Annotated in this window: 26 protein-coding genes and 1 pseudogene; 20 read left to right on the top strand and 7 right to left on the bottom strand. The window is 70.5% G+C overall.

Annotated elements, in window-relative coordinates; genetic code table 11:
• Window positions 1-31 precede the first annotated feature (31 nt).
• The 7 genes from ABS88_RS07885 (at window position 32) to gp17 (ending at window position 4,595) form a co-directional block, all read left to right on the top strand.
• On the top strand, window positions 32-421 hold the full coding sequence (locus ABS88_RS07885) for an HK97 family phage prohead protease (RefSeq protein ID WP_076077496.1): 390 nt from the start codon (window positions 32-34) through the stop codon (window positions 419-421).
• A 5-nt stretch (window positions 422-426) separates the two neighbouring features.
• Window positions 427-1,566, top strand: coding sequence for a phage major capsid protein (locus tag ABS88_RS07880; protein ID WP_083674967.1), 1,140 nt, complete (start codon window positions 427-429; stop codon window positions 1,564-1,566).
• 103 nt (window positions 1,567-1,669) lie between these two features.
• On the top strand, window positions 1,670-3,190 hold the full coding sequence (locus ABS88_RS07875; protein WP_104959298.1) for a tail fiber domain-containing protein: 1,521 nt from the start codon (window positions 1,670-1,672) through the stop codon (window positions 3,188-3,190).
• Window positions 3,187-3,345 (top strand): hypothetical protein, encoded by a 159-nt coding sequence (locus tag ABS88_RS07870; protein WP_156483119.1) that lies wholly within the window; start codon window positions 3,187-3,189, stop codon window positions 3,343-3,345. The genes ABS88_RS07875 and ABS88_RS07870 overlap by 4 nt, the downstream gene beginning before the upstream one ends.
• 16 nt (window positions 3,346-3,361) lie before the next feature.
• The gene (locus tag ABS88_RS07865) at window positions 3,362-3,643 is read left to right on the top strand and encodes a phage fiber-tail adaptor protein (protein ID WP_076073764.1); all 282 of its coding nucleotides are present in this window, start codon (window positions 3,362-3,364) and stop codon (window positions 3,641-3,643) included.
• Entirely contained in the window at window positions 3,640-4,185 is a 546-nt protein-coding gene (locus tag ABS88_RS07860) for a head-tail connector protein (RefSeq protein ID WP_076073767.1), read from the top strand. Before ABS88_RS07865 ends, ABS88_RS07860 begins: the two co-directional genes overlap by 4 nt.
• Entirely contained in the window at window positions 4,185-4,595 is a 411-nt protein-coding gene (gp17, locus tag ABS88_RS07855) for a tail completion protein gp17 (protein ID WP_076073768.1), read from the top strand. The genes ABS88_RS07860 and gp17 overlap by 1 nt, the downstream gene beginning before the upstream one ends.
• A gap of 86 nt (window positions 4,596-4,681) precedes the next feature.
• Here gp17 and ABS88_RS07850 read toward each other — a convergent pair whose 3' ends face one another.
• Entirely contained in the window at window positions 4,682-5,020 is a 339-nt protein-coding gene (locus tag ABS88_RS07850) for a hypothetical protein (RefSeq protein WP_067112904.1), read from the bottom strand.
• Window positions 5,021-5,066: 46 nt separating this feature from the next.
• Here ABS88_RS07850 and ABS88_RS07845 point away from each other — a divergent pair, with 46 nt between their 5' ends.
• The 10 genes and pseudogenes from ABS88_RS07845 to ABS88_RS07800 all read left to right on the top strand — a co-directional run bounded on the left by ABS88_RS07845 (window position 5,067) and on the right by ABS88_RS07800 (window position 14,103).
• Complete coding sequence (locus ABS88_RS07845) at window positions 5,067-5,474, top strand: phage tail tube protein (protein ID WP_067112902.1); 408 nt, start codon at window positions 5,067-5,069, stop codon at window positions 5,472-5,474.
• A complete protein-coding gene (locus tag ABS88_RS07840) occupies window positions 5,471-5,785 on the top strand; it encodes a gene transfer agent family protein (protein ID WP_076073770.1) in 315 nt (104 codons plus the stop codon). The genes ABS88_RS07845 and ABS88_RS07840 overlap by 4 nt, the downstream gene beginning before the upstream one ends.
• Before the next feature lie 102 nt (window positions 5,786-5,887).
• Complete coding sequence (locus tag ABS88_RS07835) at window positions 5,888-6,061, top strand: phage tail assembly chaperone (RefSeq protein ID WP_104959299.1); 174 nt, start codon at window positions 5,888-5,890, stop codon at window positions 6,059-6,061.
• The gene (locus tag ABS88_RS07830; protein ID WP_076073771.1) at window positions 6,054-6,629 is read left to right on the top strand and encodes a tail tape measure protein; all 576 of its coding nucleotides are present in this window, start codon (window positions 6,054-6,056) and stop codon (window positions 6,627-6,629) included. The genes ABS88_RS07835 and ABS88_RS07830 overlap by 8 nt, the downstream gene beginning before the upstream one ends.
• Window positions 6,629-8,945: pseudogene (locus ABS88_RS07825) on the top strand (phage distal tail protein, Rcc01695 family). The gene ABS88_RS07830 and the pseudogene ABS88_RS07825 overlap by 1 nt, the downstream one beginning before the upstream one ends.
• Window positions 8,939-9,802 carry a phage/gene transfer agent baseplate hub protein gene (locus ABS88_RS07820; RefSeq protein WP_234002548.1) on the top strand — a complete coding sequence of 288 codons (864 nt, stop codon included), beginning with the start codon at window positions 8,939-8,941 and terminating at the stop codon, window positions 9,800-9,802. The pseudogene ABS88_RS07825 and the gene ABS88_RS07820 overlap by 7 nt, the downstream one beginning before the upstream one ends.
• A complete protein-coding gene (locus tag ABS88_RS07815; RefSeq protein ID WP_234002549.1) occupies window positions 9,795-10,196 on the top strand; it encodes an NlpC/P60 family protein in 402 nt (133 codons plus the stop codon). Before ABS88_RS07820 ends, ABS88_RS07815 begins: the two co-directional genes overlap by 8 nt.
• A 12-nt stretch (window positions 10,197-10,208) precedes the next feature.
• The gene (locus ABS88_RS07810) at window positions 10,209-12,386 is read left to right on the top strand and encodes a phage tail protein (protein ID WP_076073774.1); all 2,178 of its coding nucleotides are present in this window, start codon (window positions 10,209-10,211) and stop codon (window positions 12,384-12,386) included.
• Between the two features lie 14 nt (window positions 12,387-12,400).
• Window positions 12,401-12,847 (top strand): DUF2793 domain-containing protein, encoded by a 447-nt coding sequence (locus ABS88_RS07805; protein ID WP_104959300.1) that lies wholly within the window; start codon window positions 12,401-12,403, stop codon window positions 12,845-12,847.
• A gap of 137 nt (window positions 12,848-12,984) precedes the next feature.
• Entirely contained in the window at window positions 12,985-14,103 is a 1,119-nt protein-coding gene (locus ABS88_RS07800; protein WP_067111084.1) for an OmpA family protein, read from the top strand.
• Window positions 14,104-14,630: 527 nt separating this feature from the next.
• Here the strand turns inward: ABS88_RS07800 and ABS88_RS07795 are convergent.
• Window positions 14,631-15,167, bottom strand: a complete 537-nt coding sequence (locus ABS88_RS07795; protein ID WP_104960274.1) for a DUF1993 domain-containing protein — start codon at window positions 15,165-15,167, stop codon at window positions 14,631-14,633.
• A gap of 37 nt (window positions 15,168-15,204) precedes the next feature.
• Window positions 15,205-17,016: an ABC transporter transmembrane domain-containing protein gene (locus ABS88_RS07790; RefSeq protein ID WP_076073780.1), complete on the bottom strand. Its 1,812-nt coding sequence runs from the start codon at window positions 17,014-17,016 to the stop codon at window positions 15,205-15,207.
• Window positions 17,017-17,255: 239 nt separating this feature from the next.
• On the opposite strand from ABS88_RS07790, the gene ABS88_RS07785 reads away from it, so the two are divergent.
• On the top strand, window positions 17,256-18,476 hold the full coding sequence (locus ABS88_RS07785) for a polyhydroxyalkanoate depolymerase (protein ID WP_286749576.1): 1,221 nt from the start codon (window positions 17,256-17,258) through the stop codon (window positions 18,474-18,476).
• Between the two features lie 208 nt (window positions 18,477-18,684).
• On the opposite strand, the gene ABS88_RS07780 is transcribed toward ABS88_RS07785, so the two are convergent.
• Complete coding sequence (locus ABS88_RS07780; RefSeq protein WP_234002550.1) at window positions 18,685-19,080, bottom strand: YkvA family protein; 396 nt, start codon at window positions 19,078-19,080, stop codon at window positions 18,685-18,687.
• 24 nt (window positions 19,081-19,104) lie between these two features.
• On the opposite strand from ABS88_RS07780, the gene ABS88_RS07775 reads away from it, so the two are divergent.
• A complete protein-coding gene (locus tag ABS88_RS07775; RefSeq protein ID WP_076073787.1) occupies window positions 19,105-20,097 on the top strand; it encodes a dipeptide epimerase in 993 nt (330 codons plus the stop codon).
• 33 nt (window positions 20,098-20,130) lie between these two features.
• Here ABS88_RS07775 and ABS88_RS07770 read toward each other — a convergent pair whose 3' ends face one another.
• Together ABS88_RS07770 and ABS88_RS07765 are read right to left on the bottom strand one after the other, a co-directional pair.
• Complete coding sequence (locus ABS88_RS07770) at window positions 20,131-20,592, bottom strand: pyridoxamine 5'-phosphate oxidase family protein (RefSeq protein ID WP_076073789.1); 462 nt, start codon at window positions 20,590-20,592, stop codon at window positions 20,131-20,133.
• Window positions 20,593-20,666: 74 nt separating this feature from the next.
• Window positions 20,667-21,068: a VOC family protein gene (locus tag ABS88_RS07765; RefSeq protein ID WP_076073791.1), complete on the bottom strand. Its 402-nt coding sequence runs from the start codon at window positions 21,066-21,068 to the stop codon at window positions 20,667-20,669.
• Between the two features lie 322 nt (window positions 21,069-21,390).
• Between ABS88_RS07765 and soxR the strand changes: the two genes are divergently transcribed.
• Complete coding sequence (gene soxR / locus ABS88_RS07760) at window positions 21,391-21,861, top strand: redox-sensitive transcriptional activator SoxR (RefSeq protein WP_067111065.1); 471 nt, start codon at window positions 21,391-21,393, stop codon at window positions 21,859-21,861.
• Window positions 21,862-21,949: 88 nt separating this feature from the next.
• Here the strand turns inward: soxR and ABS88_RS07755 are convergent, their stop codons facing one another.
• Window positions 21,950-22,240 carry a putative quinol monooxygenase gene (locus ABS88_RS07755; RefSeq protein ID WP_067111062.1) on the bottom strand — a complete coding sequence of 97 codons (291 nt, stop codon included), beginning with the start codon at window positions 22,238-22,240 and terminating at the stop codon, window positions 21,950-21,952.
• Window positions 22,241-22,243: the final 3 nt, after the last annotated feature.

The following is a 22,243-nucleotide window of genomic DNA, read 5'->3' as shown; positions in this document are numbered from 1 at the left end:
CCCGGCCGCCTCCCGCCTGCGGGAGGGGGGGATACGGTTCGCGGGCTATGCGTCGGTGTTCGACCGCGTCGACCGCGGCGGTGACGTGGTGCGCGCCGGGGCCTTCGCGGCGAGCCTGCGCGCGGGGCGCGCGGTGCCGCTACTGTGGCAGCACCGGCCGGGCGCGCTCGTCGGCACGATCGAGATGCTGGCGGAGGATGCGCGCGGGCTGCGCGTCGTCGCGAGGGTGACGCACCCGACCGCGGCGGCGCTGGTCGCGCGCGGGGCGCTGACCGGGCTGTCGTTCGGATATCGGGTGCGCGGCGCGCGGGGCGCGAACCCGCGCGAACTGCTGGCGCTCGACCTGGCCGAGATCAGCCTCGTCGCGCAGCCGATGCAGCCGCTGGCGCGGGTGATCGCGGTGGATTCATGGAAGGAGTGAAACGCATGGACGAGATGGAGATGAAGGCGGACGCGCTCGAGGGAGCGTTCGATGCGGTGCTGGCGGCGGAAGCGGTCGACGAGTTGAAGGCGTCGGTCGCGGCGCTCAAGGCGCAGGTCGACGCGCAGGCGGTCGCGGCGGCGCGGCTGCCGCTCGACGGGGCGAAGGCGGCCGATCCGGCGCGCGACGCCTTCGTCGACCGCTATCTGCGGCGCGGGATCGACGCGGGGACCGGGATGAAGAGCCTGTCGGGGGCGTCGGGCGGCGAGGGCGGCTATGCCGTGCCGCGCGAGATCGACGGGGCGATCGCGGCGACGCTGAAATCGCTGTCGCCGATCCGCGGCATCGCGACGGTCGTGCAGACGGGGACGAGCGGCTATCGCAAGCTGATCGCGACCGGATCGACCGGCGCGGGATGGGTCGGCGAAACCGACGCGCGGCCCGGGACCGGGACGCGCAGCTTCGCCGAGATCGCGCCGCCGTCGGGCGAGCTTTACGCCAATCCGGCGGCGAGCCAGGCGATGCTCGACGATGCGATGTTCAATGTCGAGGACTGGCTGGCCGACGAGATCGCGCGTGAGTTCGCGGTCGCCGAGGGTGCGGCCTTCGTGTCCGGCAACGGGACGAACCGGCCCAAGGGCTTCCTGTCCTACGCGGCGACGAACGAGGCGGACAGCGCGCGGGCGTTCGGGACGCTGCAGTTCGTCGCCTCCGGCGCGGCGGGCGGCTTTGCGGCGTCGAACCCGCAGGACAAGCTGGTCGAACTGGTCCACAGCCTGCGCGCGCCCTATCGCGGCGGCGCCTGCTGGGTGATGAATTCGGACACGCTGGCGCGCATCCGCAAGTTCAAGACCACCGACGGCGCCTTCCTGTGGCAGCCGGGGCTGGTCGAGGGCCAGGCGGCGAGCCTGCTCGGCTATCCGGTCGTCGAGGCCGAGGACATGCCCGACGTCGCGGCGAACAGCCTGTCGATCGCCTTCGGCAATTTCCGCGCCGGCTATCTGATCGCCGACCGTGGCGAGACGCATATCCTGCGCGATCCCTTCAGCAACAAGCCCTTCGTGCATTTCTATGCAACCAAGCGGGTCGGCGGCGCGATCATCGATTCGAACGCCATCAAGCTGATGAAATTCGCCGCGAGCTGATCGGCGCGCGCGCGAGGGGCGCCCGGTTCCTGCCCTCCAACCCTTTCGGGGCGGGGCCGGGCGCAACCTGACATCTTCCCAGAATGGAAAGGATGGCGCTGCCATGCCGACCCCCTTTTTCGCCGACCTGGTGCGCGAGCTGTGCCACGAGGGCGGCACCGGCCCGCTGACGCCGACCGGCGCGGTGCCCGGACACCGCCGCTTCGCGGACGCGGTGCCCGCCGATACCGAGTTCCACTATGCCATCGCGGGCATCGCGCAGTCCGGCGAGTGGGAGGTCGGCACCGGCCGCCTCGACACCGCCGGCCGGCTGGTGCGCGAGGCGGTCGCCGCTTCTTCGGACGGGGGCGGCCGCGTCGATTTCGCGCCGGGACTGAAGACATTGGCGCTGACCGTCGGCGCCGGCTGGTTCGCGGCGCACGACACGGCGGTCGCGGCGCTGGATGCGGCCGACGACGCCCTGGCCGCCGCGATCGCCGCGAAGCAGCCGCTGTCGACGGCGCACCCCGCGGCGGCGACCGGCGCGGATGACGACCTGCTGACCGTGCGGCGCGGCGCGGGGTGGGTGAACCTGCCGCTCGCCGCGCTCGTCCGGCGCGGCGCGGACGGCCGTGTCGGCATCGGCGCCGCCAGTCCGGCACAACTGCTGGAACTGGCCGGCGGATCGCCGAGGATGCGGATCGCGCCCGCCGCTTCGGAGCAGATGGGCGGGATCGAGATCGTCACCAACGGCGCGCACGATGCGTCGTTCACCGCTCGCGGATCGACGGGCGAGCTGAACATCTCGGTCGGACGTTCGCCCGGGTGGGGCGGGAGCATCCGCTTCATCACGGACACGAGCGAAAGGATGCGGCTGACCGCCGCAGGTAGCCTCGGTATCGGAACGGACGCGCCAGCCGAAAAATTGACGATTGCAAACGGCAACATATTGCTCCCCATGTCAACCGATACAGCGGGCGCCCTGCTGGGATATTCGGAGTTCTATCCGGCGACCATCGACGGCGTGAGAGTCCCTGTCTATGGCCTGAAATGGGCAAAACCCGCCAGCGAGAGCAACCCCCACGCTATCCTGGCGGGCCATGGCGGCGCGTGGATCGTCACCGGGGGCAATGTGCATCTCCGCGTCCTTCAGAGCGGCATCGTGTCCCCCGGCGCGGACAATGGCCAACCGCTGGGGGCTGCTGCCCACCGCTGGTCCGTCGTCTATGCCGGGACCGGCGCCATCAACACGTCGGATGCGCGGGACAAGACCTGGCGCGGCGCGCCGTCCCCGGCCGAGATGGCGGCGGCGAAGCGCATCGCGGCCGAACTCGGATTTTATCAATGGAACGACGCGGTCGCCGAAAAGGGCGAGGACGGCGCGCGGCTGCATTTCGGGGTGCGGGCGCAGGCGGTGTGGGCGATCATGGCCGACGAAGGGCTGGCCGATCCGGTCGGCATCGGGGCCGATCCGACCAGCCGCCATGCCTTTCTGTGCTGGGACCGCTGGGCGGAGGAGCGCGACGCCGAGGGACGGATCGTCCGCGCGGCGGGCGAGCGGTTCGGCATCCGCCCCGACCAGCTCGCGCTGTTCCTGATCGCGGCGCAGGAGGCGCGGCTCGCGGCGCTGGAGGCGGCGGCATGACCGGCGGCGCGGCGCTGGGTTCGCGTGCGATCGGCGACGCCAGCGGCCGCGTCCTCGCGATCGAGTGGCGCGGTCCCGACCGGGCGGCGCCGCCGCGCGCGCGCGTTCGCCTGGCGCCCGATCCGGCGCGCCGGATCGCGGTGGCCGGACGCTGACCGGAAAGGATCGACGATGGCGATGATGGTGAAGGATCCGGGGACGCGGATCGACTTCGAATTCGACTGGGCGGCGGCCTGTCCCGCCGGGCAGGCGGTGGCGGCGAGCGACTGGACGGTGTGGCCCGACGAGTCCGAGGGGGTCGCGGTGGCGGCGATGACGCACGGCCTGGCGCGCGCGACCGTGACGCTGGCGGGCGGGATCGCCGGGCGCGTCTATCGCGTCACCAACCGGGTGACGATGACCGATGGCCAGGTCGAGGAGCGGTCGATGGCGGTGCGGGTGGAGGAACGATGATGGTGGAGAGCCTGTTGCCGGGCGAGGTCCCGGTGAGCCTGGACGAGGCGCGCGGCTGGCTGCGGATGGGGGCGACGATCGACGATGCGGTCGTCGCCGGGCTGGTCCGTGCCGCGGCGAGCATCTGCGAGGCCTTTGTCGGCCAGTGGCTGATCGTGCGCGCGGGCGAGGAAAGCCTTGTCCTGCGCGGCGGCGCCCTGCGGCTTGCCGCGCGGCCGGTCGTCGCTGTCGATGCGGTGACGCTGCTGCGGCCCGATGGCGCGGAAACGGTGCTGGGCGCCGACCGCTACCGCGTGACGATCGCGCGCGACGGGTCGGCACGGGTGGCGATCCACGCCGCCGGCGATGCCGGATATGCGCGCATTGCGTTCCGCGCCGGCATGGCCGCGGGCCCCAATGCGGTGCCCGAGGCGATCCGCCAGGGCCTGCTGCGCATGATCCAGCACCTCCACGCCGCGCGCGACGGTGCGGACGAGACGCCGCCGGCGATGATCGCGGCGCTGTGGCAGCCGTGGCGGCGGCGCACGCTGGGAGGCGCATGATGACGGGCGCGGAACAGGCGGTGCGCGCGAAGGCGCTGACGGTGCTGGGCGCGGACGACGCGCTGGCCGGGCTGGTGCACGGCGTGTTCGACGGCGTGCCGCCGCGCGCGAGCGCGCCCTATGTCTCGGTCGGCGCTGCCGAGGGCCGAGACTGGGGGACGAAGGACCGGCCCGGGTGCGAGGTGCGGCTGACGCTGAGCCTGACCGGTGCCGGGTTGCCGGCCGACGCGGGCGGGGCGGCGGCGCGGATGGAGGCGGCGGCGGGCGCGCTGCGCGGCCCGGCGGGCGGCTGGACGGTCGTCGCGGTCAGGGCGCTGCGCAGCCGGCTGGCGTTCCGGCGCGAGGGCGGCTGGCGGCACGATCTGGTCGTGCGGTGCCGGTGCCTGGCGGGGGTGCGGGAGGAGGCGTGACCCGCTTCGGCGTCATGCCGCTCTGGGTCCCCGCCTTTGCGGGGACACGGGAACGCTTCGCTCAGGGACGACCGGGACAGGGGCGATCAGGAATCGCCGGGGAGGGTGTTGGTCGAGGAATAATCCTTGAACTTCTCGATGAAGTTCACGTGATAATCGTCGATCTGCATGTCGGCATTCTCGGTGGCGTCGGCCTCCGAATCGCCGCTCGCGCGGTCGAGCGCGATCACCGCCTGACGAAAGGCGGTGCGCTCCGCGGTGCAGGCACCCTTGATCGCCATTTCATATTCGGCGTCGCCCATCTTGCCCTCGAGCGACTTCTTGAGGTGGTCGCGCAGGCATTTGGTGAAGGCGGCGCGCGACGTGTCGACCGCGGCGGTGGGCGATGGTGCCGCCAAGGCCAGGAGCAAGCTTGTGATCAACATCCTGCGACTCCCCGTTTGCAGATGATTTGCGAAGGAGAATTAAACCATGGGGATCGAAAATGGGAGCGCTTTTCTGCTGAAGGTCGGCGATGGCGCGACGCCGCCCGCCTTCGGCACCGTCGCCGGGCTGCGCACGACGCAATTGTCGGTGAACGGCGAGGCGGTGAACGTCACGACCAAGGATTCGGGCGGCTGGCGCGAGTTGCTGTCGGGCGCGGGGGTACGGTCGGTTTCGGTGAGCGCGGCGGGCCTGTTCACCGGGTCGGCGGCCGAGGTGCGGCTGCGCGGCCATGCGCTGGCGGGCACGATCGACGATTATGAGCTGAGCTTCGAAAGCGGCGAGCGGCTGCGCGGGCGCTTCCTGGTGACGCGGCTCGATTATGCCGGCGATTACAATGGCGAGCGCCAATATGTGCTGGCGCTCGAGTCGAGCGGCGCGGTGGTCAGCCTGTGAGCGCGGTCGCGAACCCGCTGCGCGGCGAGGCGGTGCTGCGGATCGGCGGCACCGCGCATGTGCTGCGCCCGAGCTTCGGCGCGCTGGTTGCGGCGGAGGCCGAGCTGGGGCCGCTGTTCGCGCTGGTCGAGCGCGCCGCCGACGGGCGGCTGGCGCTGGGCGAGCTGGCCGGGCTGTTCTGGCATTGCGTGCGCGACCGGCCGGCGGAGCTGACGCGCGAGACGGTCGGCGAAGCGGTGGTCGCGCAGGGGCTGGCGGCGGTGACGCCCGCGCTGCGGATGCTGCTGGGGCAGATCTTGCAGGGGCGGTGATCGGTGACGGAGAAGGCTGCCCACCCCGCTACGGCTGGCCGGCAAGCCGCCAAGCCTCGCTGCCCCTCCCGCGAGCGGGAGGGGCGTTTCGGTGAGGGCGCGATGCGATTGTCGGGTGTGATGGCGCGGCTGAGCGGGTGGCGGCCGGGGGAGTTCTGGGCGGCGACGCCGGCCGATGTGGCGGCGGTGCTGGCGGGCTGGGCGACAGACGATGGCGCGGACGGCGTCGATCGCGCGGCGCTGGCGGCGATGATGGAGCAATATCCCGATGGATGACGAGATCGATGAGATGGTCGTCGCGGTGCGCGCCGACACCGGCGCCTTTCGCCGCGACATGGCGGCGCTGCGCGCCGAACTGGGCGCGCCGCTGGCCGATGCCGCCGATGCGGGCGCGCGCGGGATCGAGCGCGCGCTGGGCCGGGCGGTGGTGTCGGGCAAGCTGGGGTTCGAGGATCTGAAGCGGCTGGCGCTATCGGTGATGGCCGACATCGCGCGCGCGGCGGTGTCGGGCGGGGTCGGCACGGTGCTGGGCGCGGCGCGCGGCGGCGGGGGGCTGCTCGCGGTCGGGCAGAGCCTGGCGCTCGGGCTGCTCGGCGCGCCGGGCCGCGCGACCGGCGGACCGGTGAGCGCGGGGCGTGCCTATCGCGTCGGCGAGCGTGGGCCGGAGCTGTTCGTGCCGGGCGCGAGCGGGCGCATCGAGCCCGCGGCGGGCGCGGCGGTGCGCAATATCGCGATCACGGTGAACGTGCGCGGAGCGGCGGGGAGCGAGCCGGGGCGGCTAGCGCAGACCGGGCGGCAGCTGGCGCGCGCGGTGCGGCGCGCGGTGGCGGAAGGCGAAGGCTGATGGGCTGGGCGCTCGTCGCGGCCGAGCCGCATCACCGCAGGGGCTGGATCAAGCGTTTCGACCCGCGATTCTGGACCGTCGATTTCGCGCGGCCGATGATGGCGAGCGTGGTGACGACCGCGCCGACGGCGCTGCGCGTCGAGGCGGTCTTTTACGACAAGGCGGACCTGGCCGGGCTGATCTGGGAGGCGGAAGACCGCTGGGACCACCCGCTGCTCGCCTATGAGACGCGGCGCGATTTCCGGCACGTGCGGCTGCGGTTCCGCTGGCGATCGGGTGGGGTGAAGCCGCTCGACGCGCTGCACGGGCCGACGCTGACGATCGAGGGGCGTGACGCGGCGGGCAACCCGCGCGCCTGGTATGTGCGGCTGTGGAACTATGCCGAGGGCAGCGCCGAGGATGCGGTGGTGACGCTCGATTTCGACGCGCTGACCGGCGGCTTTCTGTTGCCGGGGGAAAGCGACCCGGTGTGGGCGGGCGACGTCGACCGATTGTTCGTCTCGCTGGTCGCGCCGGGCTATGACGGCGGCGCGGGCGCGCTTGCGGCGCCGGCGCAGGGCTGGGTCGAGGTGAGCGACATCGCCTGTTCGGGATCGGGGTCGGTGCTGGCGATCGGCGACGCGGTGCTGCCCGAACAGCGGCTGGGGATCGCGAACGGCTATGACGACTGCTATCACCTGACCCCGGCGCGGGTGGTGCGGCAGGTGGAGCAGCTCGGCTATCGCGGCGACGTCGTCCATTATGTCGGGATGAGCCATTATATGCGGCTGGCGGCCGAGGGCGGCGGCTATCGCGTGCAGGCGGCGGGCGGGGTGCTGAACGCGCCCGCCGCGGCGTGGCACCGGGCGCTGGCGAGCGCCTGTGCGGGCGCGGGGCTGGGGCTGGTCTGGTCGCTCTCCTACGAATTGTTCGACGCCTATTGCCCCGAGGGCTGGAAGCAGCGCGACGCCGACGGCGCGCCGGCGCTGACCGGGTGGGAGCCGCCGTCGACCCTGCTGTCGCCCGCGCATACCGAGGCGATGGGGTGGCTGCAACTCGTCGCGCGGGCGTTCGCGGCGATCGGGCGCGACGCGGGCCTGCCGGTGAAGTTCCAGGTCGGCGAGCCGTGGTGGTGGGTCGCGGCGGACGGGCGGCTCTGCGCCTATGATGCCGCGACGACGGCGATGCTGGGCGCGGCGAGCGTCGCGATTCCCGATGTGCGCGGCGCGCTGGACAGCGGGCAGCGCGCGATGCTCGACGCGCTGGGCGCGATATTGGCGGGATCGACCGCCGCGCTCGTCGCGGCGGCGCGCGACGAGGCGGGGGCGGCGCCCTTCACGAGCCATCTGCTCGTCTATCTGCCGACGGTACTCGACCCGGCGGCGCCCGAATTGCGGCGCGCCAATGTACCCATGGGCTGGGCGGCGCCGGCGTTCGACGTGCTGCAACTCGAGGATTACGACTGGGTGACGGGCGGGCGCGGGGCCGAGACCGATGCGGCGCGCGCCGCGATGGTCGCGCGGCTCGGCTATCCCGTCGCGGATCAGCATTATTTCGCGGGCTTCGTGCTGCGCGGCGAGGATCGCGGGCAATGGCGCGCGATCGCCGAGGCGGCGGCGCGGGCGCGCCGCGCCGGGGTGACGCGCGCCTTCGTCTGGGCGCTGCCGCAGGCCGCGCGCGACGGTTTCGTGGCCTTTGACGGGGAGGAAGAGATGCAGGCTTTCGACGCGGTGGATTTTCCGCTCGCGATCGGGCGCGAGGCGATGGTCGCGACCGAATTCTCCACCCAGATCGTCGCTTCGCCCTCCGGGCACGAGCAGCGCGCGAGCGAATGGGCCGATGCGCGGATGCGCTACGACGCGGGGCCGGGAATCCGGTCGGAGGCGGATGTGCGGCGGCTCGCCGATTTCTTCCGCGCCCGGCGCGGCGCGCGGCTTTCGTTTCCGCGATCCGTTCGATCACAGCTCGGCGGCGGACGGCGGGCCGCCGGGCTTTGCCGACCAATGGCTGGGCATCGGCGACGGGGCGCGGCGGCAGTTCGCGCTCGTCAAGCGCTATGGCAGTGGCGAGGCGGCGCAAGCGCGCGCGATCCGGCTGCCGGTCGCGGGCAGCGTCCGCGCGTCGGTGGGCGGGGTCGAGACGGCAGCCTTTACCTTGACGGGCGATGGCGAGGTCGCGTTCGATGTCGCGCCGGCGGATGGCGCGGCGGTGCGCGCGGGCTTTCTGTTCGACGTGCCGGTGCGCTTTGCCGAGGATCGGCTGGAGGTCAGCCGCGCGACTTTCCTTGCGGGTGAAGTGGCGAGCGTGCCGCTGATCGAGGTGCGTGCGCCATGGTGAGTGCGATGGTGAGCGCGGACGATGATTTCGGCGCGATGACGGGGGCGCCCGCGTGGCTGCGCGCCGAAGTCGCGACGCTCGCCTGGTGCTGGCGCCTGTCGCGACGCGACGGGGTGACGATCGGGCTGACCTCGCACGACCGCGACCTGTTCGTCGGCGGGCTGCTCTATCGGGCCGCGCCGGGAATGAAACCGTCAGCGATCGAGACGCGCGACAGCCTCGATGCCGAGACGCTCGACCTGCAAGGCGCGGTGGCGAGCGACGCGATCGCGGCGGACGACCTCGACACCGGGCGCTGGGACGGCGCGGCGTTGGGGCTGTTCGTGACCGACTGGGAGCATCCCGAGGTGGCGCCGGTGACGGTGGCGCGCGGGATGCTGGGTGCGATCGAGCGGCGCGGCGCCGCCTTTTCGGCCGAGTTGCAGGGGGTGACCCGGCTGCTCGACCGGCCGGCGTGCCCCGCGACCTCTCCTTCGTGCCGCGCGTCGCTCGGCGACCGGGCGTGCCGGGTCGATTTGGCGCCGCGGACGCACCGGCGCCGCGTCGTCGCTGTCGCCGGGCGGTCGGTGACGCTCGATGCGGCGGTGGGGGGCGGGGCGATGGCCTTTGGCGAACTCGTCTGGATGGAAGGGGCGGCCTGCGGGCTGGCGAGCCCGGTGATCGCGGCCGACGGCGCGGTGCTGATGCTGGCGGAAACGCCGGGCGTGCCTCTGGACCTGCCGGTGCGGGTGCGGCTGACCGAAGGGTGCGACAAGCAGCTTTCGACCTGCCGCGACCGCTTTGCCAATGCAGTCAACTTTCGCGGCGAGGCGCATCTGCCGGGCAACGACCTGATGACGCGATACCCCGGTGGATGAGATCGGCGCGCGCGCCCTTGCGGCGGCGCGGGGGATGATCGGCGCGCGGTTCCGGCCGCAGGGGTGCGACCCCGCGACCGGGCTCGACTGCGTCGGGCTGGTATGGGCGGCCTATGCCGCGGCGGGGCGGCGGCTGCCGCGGCCGCGCGCCTATCCGCTGCGCGGGTGGAGCGATGCGCGGATCGTCGCGGCGCTGCGGGCGGCGGGGTTCGCGCGCGATGAAGGCCGCGTCGCGATGGGCGATGTCGCGGTGATCGCGCTGCCCGCGCAGCAATTTCATCTGGGGCTGCTGGGCGGCGAAACGATGGTTCACGCGCATGCCGGGCTGCGGCGTGTGGTCGAGACGCCGCTGGACGATGCGGCGCGGACGGCGTCGCGATGGCGGCTGGATTGAGGAGGGACGGACATGGCAACGCTGGTGCTGACGGTGGTCGGCGGGATCGTGGGCGGCCCGGTCGGCGCCGCGATCGGCGCGGCGATCGGGCAGCAGGCCGACGCGGCGATCTTTCGCCCCAAGGGCCGCGAGGGGCCACGCCTCGCCGACCTGAAGGTGCAGGCATCGACCTATGGCCAGCAGATACCGCAGCTGTTCGGGACGATGCGCGTCGCGGGCAGCGTGATCTGGGCGACCGACCTGATCGAGCGGCGCAGCAAGCGCGGCGGCGGCAAGGGGCGGGCGTCGGTCACCGAATATAGCTATGCCGTGTCGCTGGCGGTGGCGCTGTCGTCGCGGCCGATCCGCGCCATCCGGCGCATCTGGGCCGACGGTAATCTGCTGCGCGGGGCGAGCGGCGGCTTTCAGCAGCGCTGCACCTTTCGCTGGTATGACGGCGGCGAGGACCAGCCCGCCGATCCGCTGATCGCCTCGGCGCTCGGTCCGGCTTCGGTCAGCGGCTTTCGCGGCATCGCCTATGCCGTGTTCGAGGAGCTGGAACTCGGCGCCTTCGGCAATCGCATCCCGTCGCTGACCTTCGAGGTCGAGGCCGATGTCGGGGCCATCGACGCCGGGCTGGTCGGCGATACGCTGTTCGGCGAAGCGGGGCGCTGCCTGGGCGGGACGCGCTTCGTGGGCTATGCGGCGTCCGGCGACCGGTTGCGCGAGGCGCTGGCGCCCTTGTTCGATGCCGATGCGGTGCGGCTGGCCAGCGACCCCGGCGGCTGGCGGCTGGCGCCCGCGGACGGCGCGCGCGCGCCGGTGCCGCTGGCCGATTTCCGCGAAGCGCGCCGCGAAGAGGCGGCACGCGACCGGGTCGAGCGCCGCCGCGCGCCGCTGGCCGATGTGCCGGGAAGCATCCGCCTGCGCCATTATGATCGCGAGCGCGACTATCAGCTCGGCCAGCAGACCGGTCCGGTGGCGGGCGGCGGCGCGGCGGAGCAGCGGATCGATCTGCCCGCCGTCCTGTCCGCCGCGGCGGCACGGGCGCTGGCGCAGCGGCTGGCTGCCGCGGCGGCGGACGGGCGCGAAAGCTGTGTCTGGCGGATGGACCTGGCGGCGCTCGCGCTGCCGGTGGGGGCGGTGGCGATCGCGGGCGACGGCAGCCGATGGCGGATTGCCGCGCGGACGGTTCGCGATACGCAGGTCGAAGTCGAACTGCGGCGGCACCAGCCGCTCGACCTCGACATGCTGCCCGCCGATTCCGGCGCGCCGGTGCGCGCACCCGACTGGCCGGAAGCGACGGCGCTGGTCCGCGCCTTCGACCTGCCGAATCTGGGCCCGGCGGCGGCGACCGCGCCGCAGGTCGTGATCGCGGGCGCAGGAAGCAATGCGGGGTGGCGCGGTGCCGACACCTGGTTCGTGCCGATGCCCGATGCCGCGCCGATGCCGCTGGGCACGCTGCGCCCGGCGGCAGCGCTGGGCGTGCTGGCGGAGCCGCTGGCGCCGGGCGGCGCGCTGCTGTTCGACGATGCGGGCGCGGCGATCGTCGCGCTGATCGATCCGGCGATGGAACTGGAGGCGGTGAGCGACGCGCTGATGCTCGGCGGGGCGAATCGCGCGATGATCGGCGACGAGTTGGTGCAGTTCGGCGGTGCCGAGTTGCTGGCGCCGGGGCGATGGCGGCTGACGCGGATGCTGCGCGGCCGCGCGGGCACCGAAAGCGCGGTGGCGCATGCGGCGGGAACGCCCTTCCTGCTGCTCGACGATCCCGCGCTGCTGCCGATCCCGGCCGACCATGGCGAGTGGGTGGCGGGCGGCGGCGCGCGCCTGCAATGGGCGGCGTGGAACGACACGAGCCTTTCCGACCTGCCCGTCCCGGCGGGCCTGCGCGCACTGCGCCCGCTTGCGCCAGTGCATGGCCGGGTCCGGCCCGATGGGGAAGGCGGACTGGTCATCGGCTGGGCGCGGCGGAGCCGGGCCGATGGCGGCTGGCGCGACCATGTCGACCTGCCGCTCGGCGAGACTCGCGAGTTGTATCGCGCTTCAATCGAGCCGGCGGTGGCCGGGATCGGGCCGTGGGACCTGGAGGTTCCGACGCTGCGCCTGACGGCGGCGGATGCGGCCGCGCTGGCACCCGGCAGCCTGATCGCGATCCGTCAGATCGGCGATGCTCTGTCGTCGGCACCGCTTCTTCTAACTCTTAAATAGAAAGGATATTCGGCATGACCGACCTGCCCGTCACCGCGCGGTTCGCGCTGCCCCTGCTCGTGCAGGCGCAGGCGCAGAAGGAGATCACGCATAACGAGGCGCTCGTACTGATCGACGCGCTGCTGCAGGCGAGCGTCGAGGATGGGCCGCTCGCCGCGCCGCCGGCGGCGCCGGATGCGGGACAATGCTGGATCGTCGGTGCTCCGGCGAGCGGCGCGTGGGCGGGGCGCGAGGCGGCGCTGGCGGTATGGACGGCCGGCGGCTGGCGCTTCGCCGAGCCTCGGCCCGGGATGCGGGTCGTGCGGTCGCGGGACGGGGCGTGGCTGCGATTCGCGGACGGCGCGTGGGTCGAACCTGGCGCGGTCGCCCAGCCGGTGGGTGGAGCGACGGTCGATTCCGAGGCGCGGGCGGCGATCGAGGCGCTGATGACCGCGCTCAAAGCGCATGGCATGCTGATTTAGAGGGGTTTTTTCGTTGCATTCGGGGCTCAACTGCGACTTTTTGGCAACAGATTAGCGATTTGTTATCTTGCGTGGAACCAAAGCCGCGAGTAGGACGTCTGTCGAGACGTATATCTCAATTGAAAGGGGAATCTGTTATGAGGAAGCTAGCCGTCGCCGTGGCGTTGGCCTCCACTGCCCTCGCGTCGCCCGCCGTGGCGCGCGACAACTCTTGGTATGTTGGTGTCGGTGGTGGTGTCACGATCGTCGAGGACATCGACCTCGATATCGGCACCGCAGCCAATGCTGTCAGTCTGGATCACCGCAAGGGATATGATTTTGAAGGCGTCGTCGGCTACGACTTCGGCGGCTTCCGCGCGGAAGTGGAAGTGGGCTATCGCGAAGCCGATATCCGCAACGCATCCGTCAATGCGCCGGGCGTTCCCGCCTTGGCCAACGGTGGTCCTCTCGTGACCGGCAACTACCCCATGAACGGCGACAGCAATGCGCTGAGCTTCATGGTCAACGGTATGTTCGACTTCGGTGACGATGACGGCATCCAGGGCTTCATCGGCGGTGGCGCGGGTGTCGCTCGCGTTTCGGTCCAACCCGTCTTCGCGGGTGCCTGGCTTGACGATTCGGATACCGGTTTCGCCTGGCAGGCGATCGCGGGCGTCCGCGCGCCGATCAGCAACAACTGGGATGTCGGCCTGAAGTATCGCTTCTTCAACGCCGATGGTCTCGACCTGGTCGACCAGCTCGGCCGCGACGTGTCGGGCCGTTTCCGTTCGCACTCGCTGCTCGGGACGCTGACCTACAACTTCGGTGGAGCCGAGGCGCCCCCGCCGCCGCCTCCCCCGCCGCCGCCGCCTCCCCCGCCGCCGCCTCCCCCGCCGCCGCCTCCGCCGCCTCCGCCGGTCGTGTGCGCACCGGGACCGTATATCGTGTACTTCGACTGGGATCAGTCGGCGATCACGCCCGAAGCGGCTTCGACGCTGGACAACGCGATCAGCGCCTACAACCAGGGCTGCAGCGGTCAGCAGGTCATGCTCGCCGGTCACGCCGACCGTTCGGGTTCGGCCAAGTACAACGTCGGCCTGTCGCAGCGCCGTGCCGACGCGGTCAAGGCGTATCTGACCGCGCGTGGCGTCTCGGACGGCTCGATCACGACGCAGGCGTTCGGCGAAACCCGCCCGGCGGTTGCGACCGCCGACGGGGTCCGCAACGACCAGAACCGTCGCGTGGAAATCACCTACGGTCCGGGTTCGGGCATGTAAGATCGATTTCCAGCCCGAAAGGGCTCGGACGAAAAGCGAAGGGCGGCATCGAAAGGTGCCGCCCTTTCTTTTTGGGCTGGTGGCGGCACTTTATGCTCGGACCGGGAGCTTTGCACAGGGGCGCGGAACGGAAACCTGGGAGCGGTGCGCTCGAATCGCTGTTGCTTGCTTTGAGCGTGTCGGAATCCATCCCGAGGATCCGCGAGGCATTTGCGAGAATTAATCGCCTCTGCACGGCTCAAGGAAAAGCGGCGCTTCGACAAGCTCAGCGCGAGCGGAAGAGACGGTGGCTCGAATTTATCGGGCGCCGTTCCGAGTTTACCCGGCAAGCGGAATAGTATTCACCGCGGATGGGCCACCCTTCTTCCCGGGAGGGTGAAGTCTGCGAGATCGAAGGGTTCTGACGATCCCATGACTCCACACCATCGCGTGAAGTGGAAGTCTCTGCGATCTCTGCGCCTCTGCGCGAATTTCATGGCCTCAGGCATCGTGTTGCTGCACGCTGAATGCCCGGTTCCGCCGGGCGGTCAGGTGGTCGGGGCGGTGCCGGGACGCAGATATTGCATCATGTAGCCGACATAGTCGGCCTTGCCGAGCGGGACGCCCATGTGGCGCATCACCGCATAGGCGGCGACGAGGTGGAAATAATATTGCGGCTGCGCCCAGTCGCGGATGTAGCTTTTCGCGTCCATGTCGAAGGCCATGCCGTTGGGCAGGTCGAAGCTGACCGGCCGCGCAGGGTCGGCGTCAACCGTCGCGGCATCGACGGTGTCGAGCCAGGCGAGGGTCGCCGCGATCTGCTCCTGAAGCCCGGCGAAATCGGCGGCGTCTTCCGCAAGCGCGGGCGCGCTCGCGGCGCCGAGGCGCGCAAGCGGCTGGACCGCCTGAAGGCAGGTGAAGCGGACCTGCGCCGCGAGCGGGAACATGTCGGGCGCCAGCCGTGCCGCGATGAACTGTAACTCGCCGACATTGTTCGCGGCACCCCAGGCGAGCGCCTTTTCGAGCTGGGCCGAGAGGGCGCGCAGTCCGTTGGCGTAGGCGGGGACGGTGAGATCGTACAGCATGACGGGCATCCTTCGAGCGCTGGAGGGGATCGCGGGGTCAGACCGCGGCCATATTGTCCTGAAATTGCAGGCGCGCGAGGCGGGCATAGAGCCCGTCGGCGGCGACGAGATCGTCATGGCGCCCTTCCTCGACGATGCGCCCCTCGTCCATTACGACGATCCGGTCGGCAGCGCGCACCGTCGCGAGGCGGTGCGCGATGACGATTGTCGTCCGGTCGTGCATCAGCGCCTCGAGCGCGTCCTGCACGAGCCGTTCGGACTCGGCGTCGAGCGCCGAGGTGGCTTCGTCGAGCAGCAGCAGCGGCGCGCGGCGAAGCAGCGCGCGCGCAATCGCGACGCGCTGGCGCTGGCCGCCCGACAGGCGCGCGCCGCCCTCTCCCATGAAGGTATCGAGCCCCTGCGGCAGGCGGCGCAGGAAATCCTCGGCGTTGGCGGCGCGCGCGGCCTCCCACAATTGCTCGTCGGTAGCGGCCCAGTTGCCGTAGCGCAGATTGTCGCGCGCCGACGCGGCGAAGATCACCGTTTCCTGCGGCACCATCGCGATGCGCGCGCGGATCGCGGCGGGATCGGCCTCGGGAAGCGGGACGCCGTCGAGCAGCACCCGGCCGTGCTGCGGATCGTAGAAGCGCTCGGCGAGCTGGAACAGCGTCGACTTGCCCGCGCCCGAAGGCCCGACGATGGCGACCGTCTCGTTCGGGCGGACGGTCAGCGAGAAATCGTGGAGCGCGGGCATGTCGGGCCGCGTCGGATAGCGGAAGGTCACATGCTCGAAGGCGAGCGTGCCGACCGGCGGTTCGGGAAGCGGGCGCGGATGCGCGGGCGGAGCTATGTCCGGTTCCGCCTCGAGCAGCTCGCCGAGCCGCTCGGCGGCGCCCGCCGCGCGCAGCAGGTCGCCATAGACCTCGGTCAGCGCGCCGAAGGCGCCCGCGACGAGGCCGCCGGTCAGGACGAAGGCGGCGATGGTGCCGCCAGTGATCGTCCCCGCCGCCACGCCCTCTGCCCCATACCAGAGCAGGGTGGTGATCGCGCCGAACAGCAGGCCGATCACCGTTGCGGTAATGAAGGCGCGCAGACGGATGCGGCGCTTGGCGGTCGCGAAATTGGCCTCGACCGCGGCGGTGAAGCGGTCCGCCTCGCGCGGTTCCTGGCCGAACGCCTGGACGATCTTCATCGCTCCCAGCTGTTCGGCGGTGGTCGCCCCGATGTCGGCGACGCGGTCCTGGCTGGTGCGCGACACTTTCTGGAGGCGGCGGCCGAGCAGCACGATCGGCATGATGATCACCGGAATGCCGACGAGGATGCCGCTGGTGAGCGCGGGCGACAGGGTGAACAGATAGGCGATGCCGCCGATGCCCATCACCAGGTTGCGCAGCGCCACCGACACCGTCGTGCCGACGATCTGTTCGATGATCGCGGTGTCCGACGTCATGCGCGAGGCGATTTCGGACGGCCTGTTCTCCTCGAAGAAGCCGGGCGCGAGCCGCAGCAGGTTTTGCTGCACCGCCTCGCGGATGTCGGCGACGGTGCGTTCGCCGAGCCAACTCACGAAATAGAAGCGCAGCGCCGTCGCCGCGGCGAGCATCAGCACGATCAGGTAGAAGAGGCGGAAATGCGGCGCGACATCGCCGCCGCCGGCGACAAAGCCGCTGTCGATCATCTCCTTGAACTGCCAGGGGATGGCGAGCGTCGCGAGCGCCGCGACGCCGAGCGCCACCGCCGCCACGAGCAGCGCGAGCGGATAGCGGCTGGCATAGCGCCAGACCATGCGCAGGCTGCCGAGCTTGCGTCGCCGCGGCTCGGACGGGTCGGCGGGGGCGGGCGGGGCGGATTGATCGGATGCGGTCGCCATCGCCGACGGCCCTAGCAGCCGCGGTGGGGACGCTCAATGTCTGAGAATGGCGCTGCGCTTCACAAGGCTTGAAGCGGCACGACAGGATCGCCCGCGACCGGCACTTTTTCCCGATAATCTCGCGCTTGCGCCGTCGTTGGTGGCTTTGATGCATTGCACAATGGAACCGAAGGCGTAAGACTGGCGCGAAAACAGGGGGCGCAACACGCGCCGGAACGGACGCGAGGAACGACTGCACGATGCTGTATCAAGCCTTTGACTTACAGAAGAGCTGGCTCGCCGGGGCGAGCGCATTGGCCACCGCGGGGGCGCAGGCGATCCAGCATCCCGCCAACCCGCTCGGCTATTTCGGCGGTAGTCCGATGTTCGCCTCCGCGCTCGAGGTGTTCGCGCATGCGGCGGCGCCGCGCGGCAAGCCCGCCTTCGATCTGTACGAGACGGTCGTGGACGGCGAAGCGGTGCGGATGTCCGAGGCGATCGAGGCGCGCAAGCCGTTCGGGCAACTCAAGCATTTCAAGCACAAGGGCGCGAAGGGGGCGCCGAAGCTGCTGATCGTCGCCCCGATGTCGGGCCATTATGCGACATTGCTGCGCGGCACGGTCGAGCGGATGCTGCCCGATCATGACGTGTGGATCACCGACTGGCGCGACGCGCGCAACGTGCCGTTGACGGCGGGGCGCTTCGACCTCGACGATTATGTCGACTATCTGATCGACTGGCTCGGCCATATCGGGCCGGGCGCGCATATGCTCGCGGTATGCCAGCCGTCGGTGCCGTGCCTCGCCGCCGCGGCCGTCATGGCGGCCGACGGACACAAGTGCCGGCCGAAGACACTGACGATGATGGGCGGACCGATCGACACCCGCAAGGCGCCGACCGCGGTCAACCAGCATGCGACGACGCGCCCTCATGCCTGGTTCCAGGAAAATGTCATCGCGACGGTGCCCGCCTATTATCCGGGCGCTGGGCGCCGCGTCTATCCGGGCTTCCTCCAGCTTGCGGGCTTCATGTCGATGAACCTCGGCAACCACATGATGAGCCATTGGGAGATGTTCAAGCATCTGGTCGACGGCGATGGCGAGAGCGCGGACAAGACCAAGGAATTCTATGACGAATATCGATCGGTCTGCGATATGACGGCCGAATTCTACCTCCAGACCGTCGACGCCGTGTTCCAGCGCCACCTGCTGCCCAAGGGCGAGATGGAGCATCGCGGACGCAAGGTCGACTTGACCGCGATCGAGGATATTGCGATGCTGGCGATCGAGGGTGAGCGCGACGATATTTCGGGGATCGGCCAGACCAGGGCGGCGCTGACGCTCGCGAAATCGCTGCCCGCGGAGCGCAAGAAATATCTGATGGCGAAGGGCGTCGGCCACTACGGCATCTTCAACGGCCGCAAGTGGCGCGAGGAGATTGCGCCGGTGGTTGAGCAGTGGATACGCGCCAACGGGGAGTGAGGGCGGCTTTCGGTCGAGAGTTGACGTTTGTCCCCCCTCCCGCAAGCGGGAGGGGCAGCGGCCTCGCAGAGGCCCACCCCGCTGCGACTAACGAACAAGTTCGTAAGTCTCGCTGCCCCTCCCGCTTGCGGGAGGGGAAACCAGGGCATGGCTCAAACATCCGCTTCCCACCCGACGACCTTCGGCGCCGCCTGTTCCCAGCGGCGCTTCAATGCCAGGGCGACGTCCGCACGCTCCAATAGACGAGATAGAGCAGCCCCGCCCAGATCAGCAGGATGGCGACCATGCCGGCGCGGCTCGACGGACGGTCGCTTGCAGCTTCGGCGGCGGCGTGGAGTTCGGTCCATAGCGGATCGGGAATCAGCCGGCGCACTGCCCACAGGCCGATCGGAACGATCAGCAGATCGTCGATCCAGCCGAGCAAAGGGATGAAATCGGGGATCAGATCGATCGGCGACAGCGCATAGGCGGCGACCGCGACCGCGAGGAGGCGCGCGAGCCACGGCGTGCGCGGATCGCGCGCCGCGAGCCACGCGGCGTGCGCCTCGACGGCGAGTCGGTGGCCGAGGTCGCCGATGCGTTCGGATAGGGATTTGCCGGTCATGGCGCACAGCATTACTGTTCTTCGATGGCCATCCAACTGAAAAGCGCGCGCGTCGAACGCTGGCCGGTCGCCGAGCCGTTCGTGATCAGCCGCGGCGCGAAGATTCATGTCGATGTCGTGGTCGCCGAGGTCGCGGCGGACGGCTGCGTCGGGCGCGGCGAGGGAACCCCCGTCGATTATCTGGGCGAGGATGCGGTGGGATGCCGCGACCGGATATTGCGCGCGGCGCCACATATCGCCGCGATGGGCGCGGCCGATGCGCGGGCGGCGGTGCAGGAACTGATGCCGCCGGGCGCGGCGCGCAATGCGCTCGACTGCGCGCTGTGGAATCTCGAGGCACGGCAGCGCGGGCTTCGGCTCTGGCAGCTTGCCGGCTGCGACGGGGCGCCGACCGCGCGCGTCACCGCCTTCACCATCTCGCTCAGCACCCCCGGCGCGATGGCCGAGCGGGCGGCGACTGCCGAGGCCGACGGTTACCGGCTGCTCAAGATCAAGCTGACCGGCGAGAACGATCGGCTGCGCGTCGCCGGGGTGCGCAGAGGCGCGCCGCATGCCCGGCTGATCGCCGACGCCAACGAAAGCTGGGGACAGGTCGACATATTGAGCGAGGCCGAAGCGCTCGCCGACATGGGGGTCGAGATGATCGAGCAGCCGGTGCCCGCGGGCGCCGACGCATTGCTCGATCCCATCTATGCGCCCATCCCCTTCGTCGCCGACGAAAGCTGCCACACCGCCGCCGACGTCGCGCGCATCGGTCCCTTCTACGACGGGGTGAACATCAAGCTCGACAAGGCGGGTGGGCTGACCGAGGCGCTACGCATCGCCGACGCCGCCGATGCGGCGGGGCTGTCGATCATGGTCGGCTGCATGCTGGGCACCAGCCTGGCGATCGCCCCTGCCTTCGTCCTCGCGCAACGGGCGCGCTGGGTCGATCTCGACGGCCCGGCGCTGCTCGCGCGCGACCGCGAAGGCGGGTTCGCGTTTCGCGACGGGCGGATCGGGCCGCCGGTGGGGTAATCGGCCCCGCCTGTCCGGATCAGCGACGGCGTCCTAAAGCGATACCCTTGCGTGCTGCCCGAGTTCGCCTTCCTTCATCGTCATGCCGGTCGCGAGCTTGAACATGCCCTTGAGGCCCGGTTCGGCGGTCCAGATTTCGGCATCGCCGATGTCGAAGCGCAGCAGGACGAGCTTCGGGTCATCCTTCCCGCCGGGGTACCAGGCGGCGACGCCGTTGTTCCAGAGCTTGTCGAGCACCGCGCGATCCGTTTCCGGACGCAGCGTGCCGGCGAGGCAGGCGAAGAGGTCGTGGCCCTTCGACGCGAATTGCACCATCGCCGCGCCGCCGCCCGCAAGGCGGTTGTCGGTCGCGGTGAAGAACCAGAAGGCGCCGTCGGCATCCTTGTCGAGTTGCGCATTCATCGGGATATGATGCGCGTGCTCGCCGGTCATGCCGACCATCACATAGGGGCTGGCGTCGAGCGCCTTCCAGAAATCCTGCTTGATATCGCTCATCGGTAGAGACTCCTTTTCGGCCTCCCCCAAAACACCCCGATGACCGATCAACGCGGCAGCGGCGGCAATGTTGCTCATCCCGTCGCGGGCTGCACCGCGGCATAGCTCACCACCTCATATTCGATGCCGTCGGGATCGAGGAAATAGAAGCGGCGGCCGGGGTCGTAATCGGCGTGCGCGAAGGGCACCAGGCCCGCCGCGATCACCTCCGCCTCGATCGCGTCCAGGTCGTCGACCTGGATTCCGACATGGTTGAGCGGTTCGCCTTTCGGATAGCGCTGCGCGGCATGCGCGCCGCCCGGGCCGGTGTAGAGCGCGACATAGGCGCTGTCCGATCCGACGTGGATCGTCGTGCCGCCGTCGCGTGCCGGGCCGCGCCAGCGCTCGCGCCAGCCGAAGATCGCCGCCATCAGCGCGGCGCTGCGCTCGGGATCGCTGACGGTGACGTTCACATGCTCGATGAAGGGGCGCGTCACGGATTTTCTCCTGATTCGGGTTGACGCGCACCAATATGAAAGTTAAAGTGAGGTTTAGATCAAGGCTTTTATTTGCCCCCGCGAGCGGGGCGGGAGGCGGGCGCTGGAGCATGATGACATCGGTTGGGTTCGTCATTGCGAGCGGCAAAGCCGCGCGGCAATCCAGAGTGAGCGTAGACTGCTCTGGATTGCTTCGCTCCGCTCGCAATGACGAAGCGGGTCAATCCGACGTCATCAGGCTCTCCGGCTGCCGATGCGGCGCAAGGCCGGTGGCTGGAGATTGCCGCGCGGCTTTGCCGCTCGCAATGACGGGAGAAAGCAGATGCACCGGACCGACCTGATCGCGATCGGCGAGCTGGCGGCGCGCACCGGCGTCGCGGTGTCGGCGATTCGCTTCTACGAGGCGAAGGGGCTGCTCGCCGCGCTGCGAACCGGCGGCGGGCAGCGGCGGTTCCTGCGCGCCGACATCCGCCGCGTCTCCTTCATCCTGATCGCGCAGCAGATGGGGCTGAGCCTTGACGAGGTCGCGGACGAACTCGCGCGCCTGCCGGCGGGGCGCACCCCCAATGCCGCCGACTGGACGCGGATCAGCACCGGGCTGCGCGCACGCATCGACGCCCGCATCGCGGCGCTGAGCCGTACGCGCGAACTGCTCGACCAGTGCATCGGCTGCGGCTGCCTGAGCCTCAAGAAATGCGGGCTCTACAACCGCGAGGACAAGGCGGCGCAACGCGGCGCGGGGCCGCGCTACGTGCTCGGCGACCGGGCGGGCGAGATTGCGGAGGTGCCGTGACGCCAACGCGTCCGCCCCGGGGGGCGGCCTTTGAAGGATAGCGCCGATTTCCCTTCCCGCCTGCGGGAAGGGAGAAGAACGGCCGCAGTCAGGCCGCGCTCAACCGTTCGACATCGGGTGCGCCGGCAAGCCAGGGGCCGAAACGGGCGCCGATCTCGCGGAAGTGCGTCGAAGCGCGATGGGCCTCGACTGCCGCGGCATCGTCATAGCATTCGAGCACCTTGTAGGTCCCGGTCTCGTCGGTGCGGAACAGGCGGTAGAAGCTGTTGCCGGGTTCGTCCGCATTCACCGCGGCGGCAAGTTCGGCGAAGGCCGCCTCGAAATCGGCTTCCTTGCCGGGCTGCACGCGCAGCGTCGCGATCACGCCGATGGCACTCATATT

This window comes from Sphingopyxis sp. SCN 67-31 (genome assembly GCF_001725095.1).
This window is presented reverse-complemented; position numbering and strand designations above follow the sequence as displayed.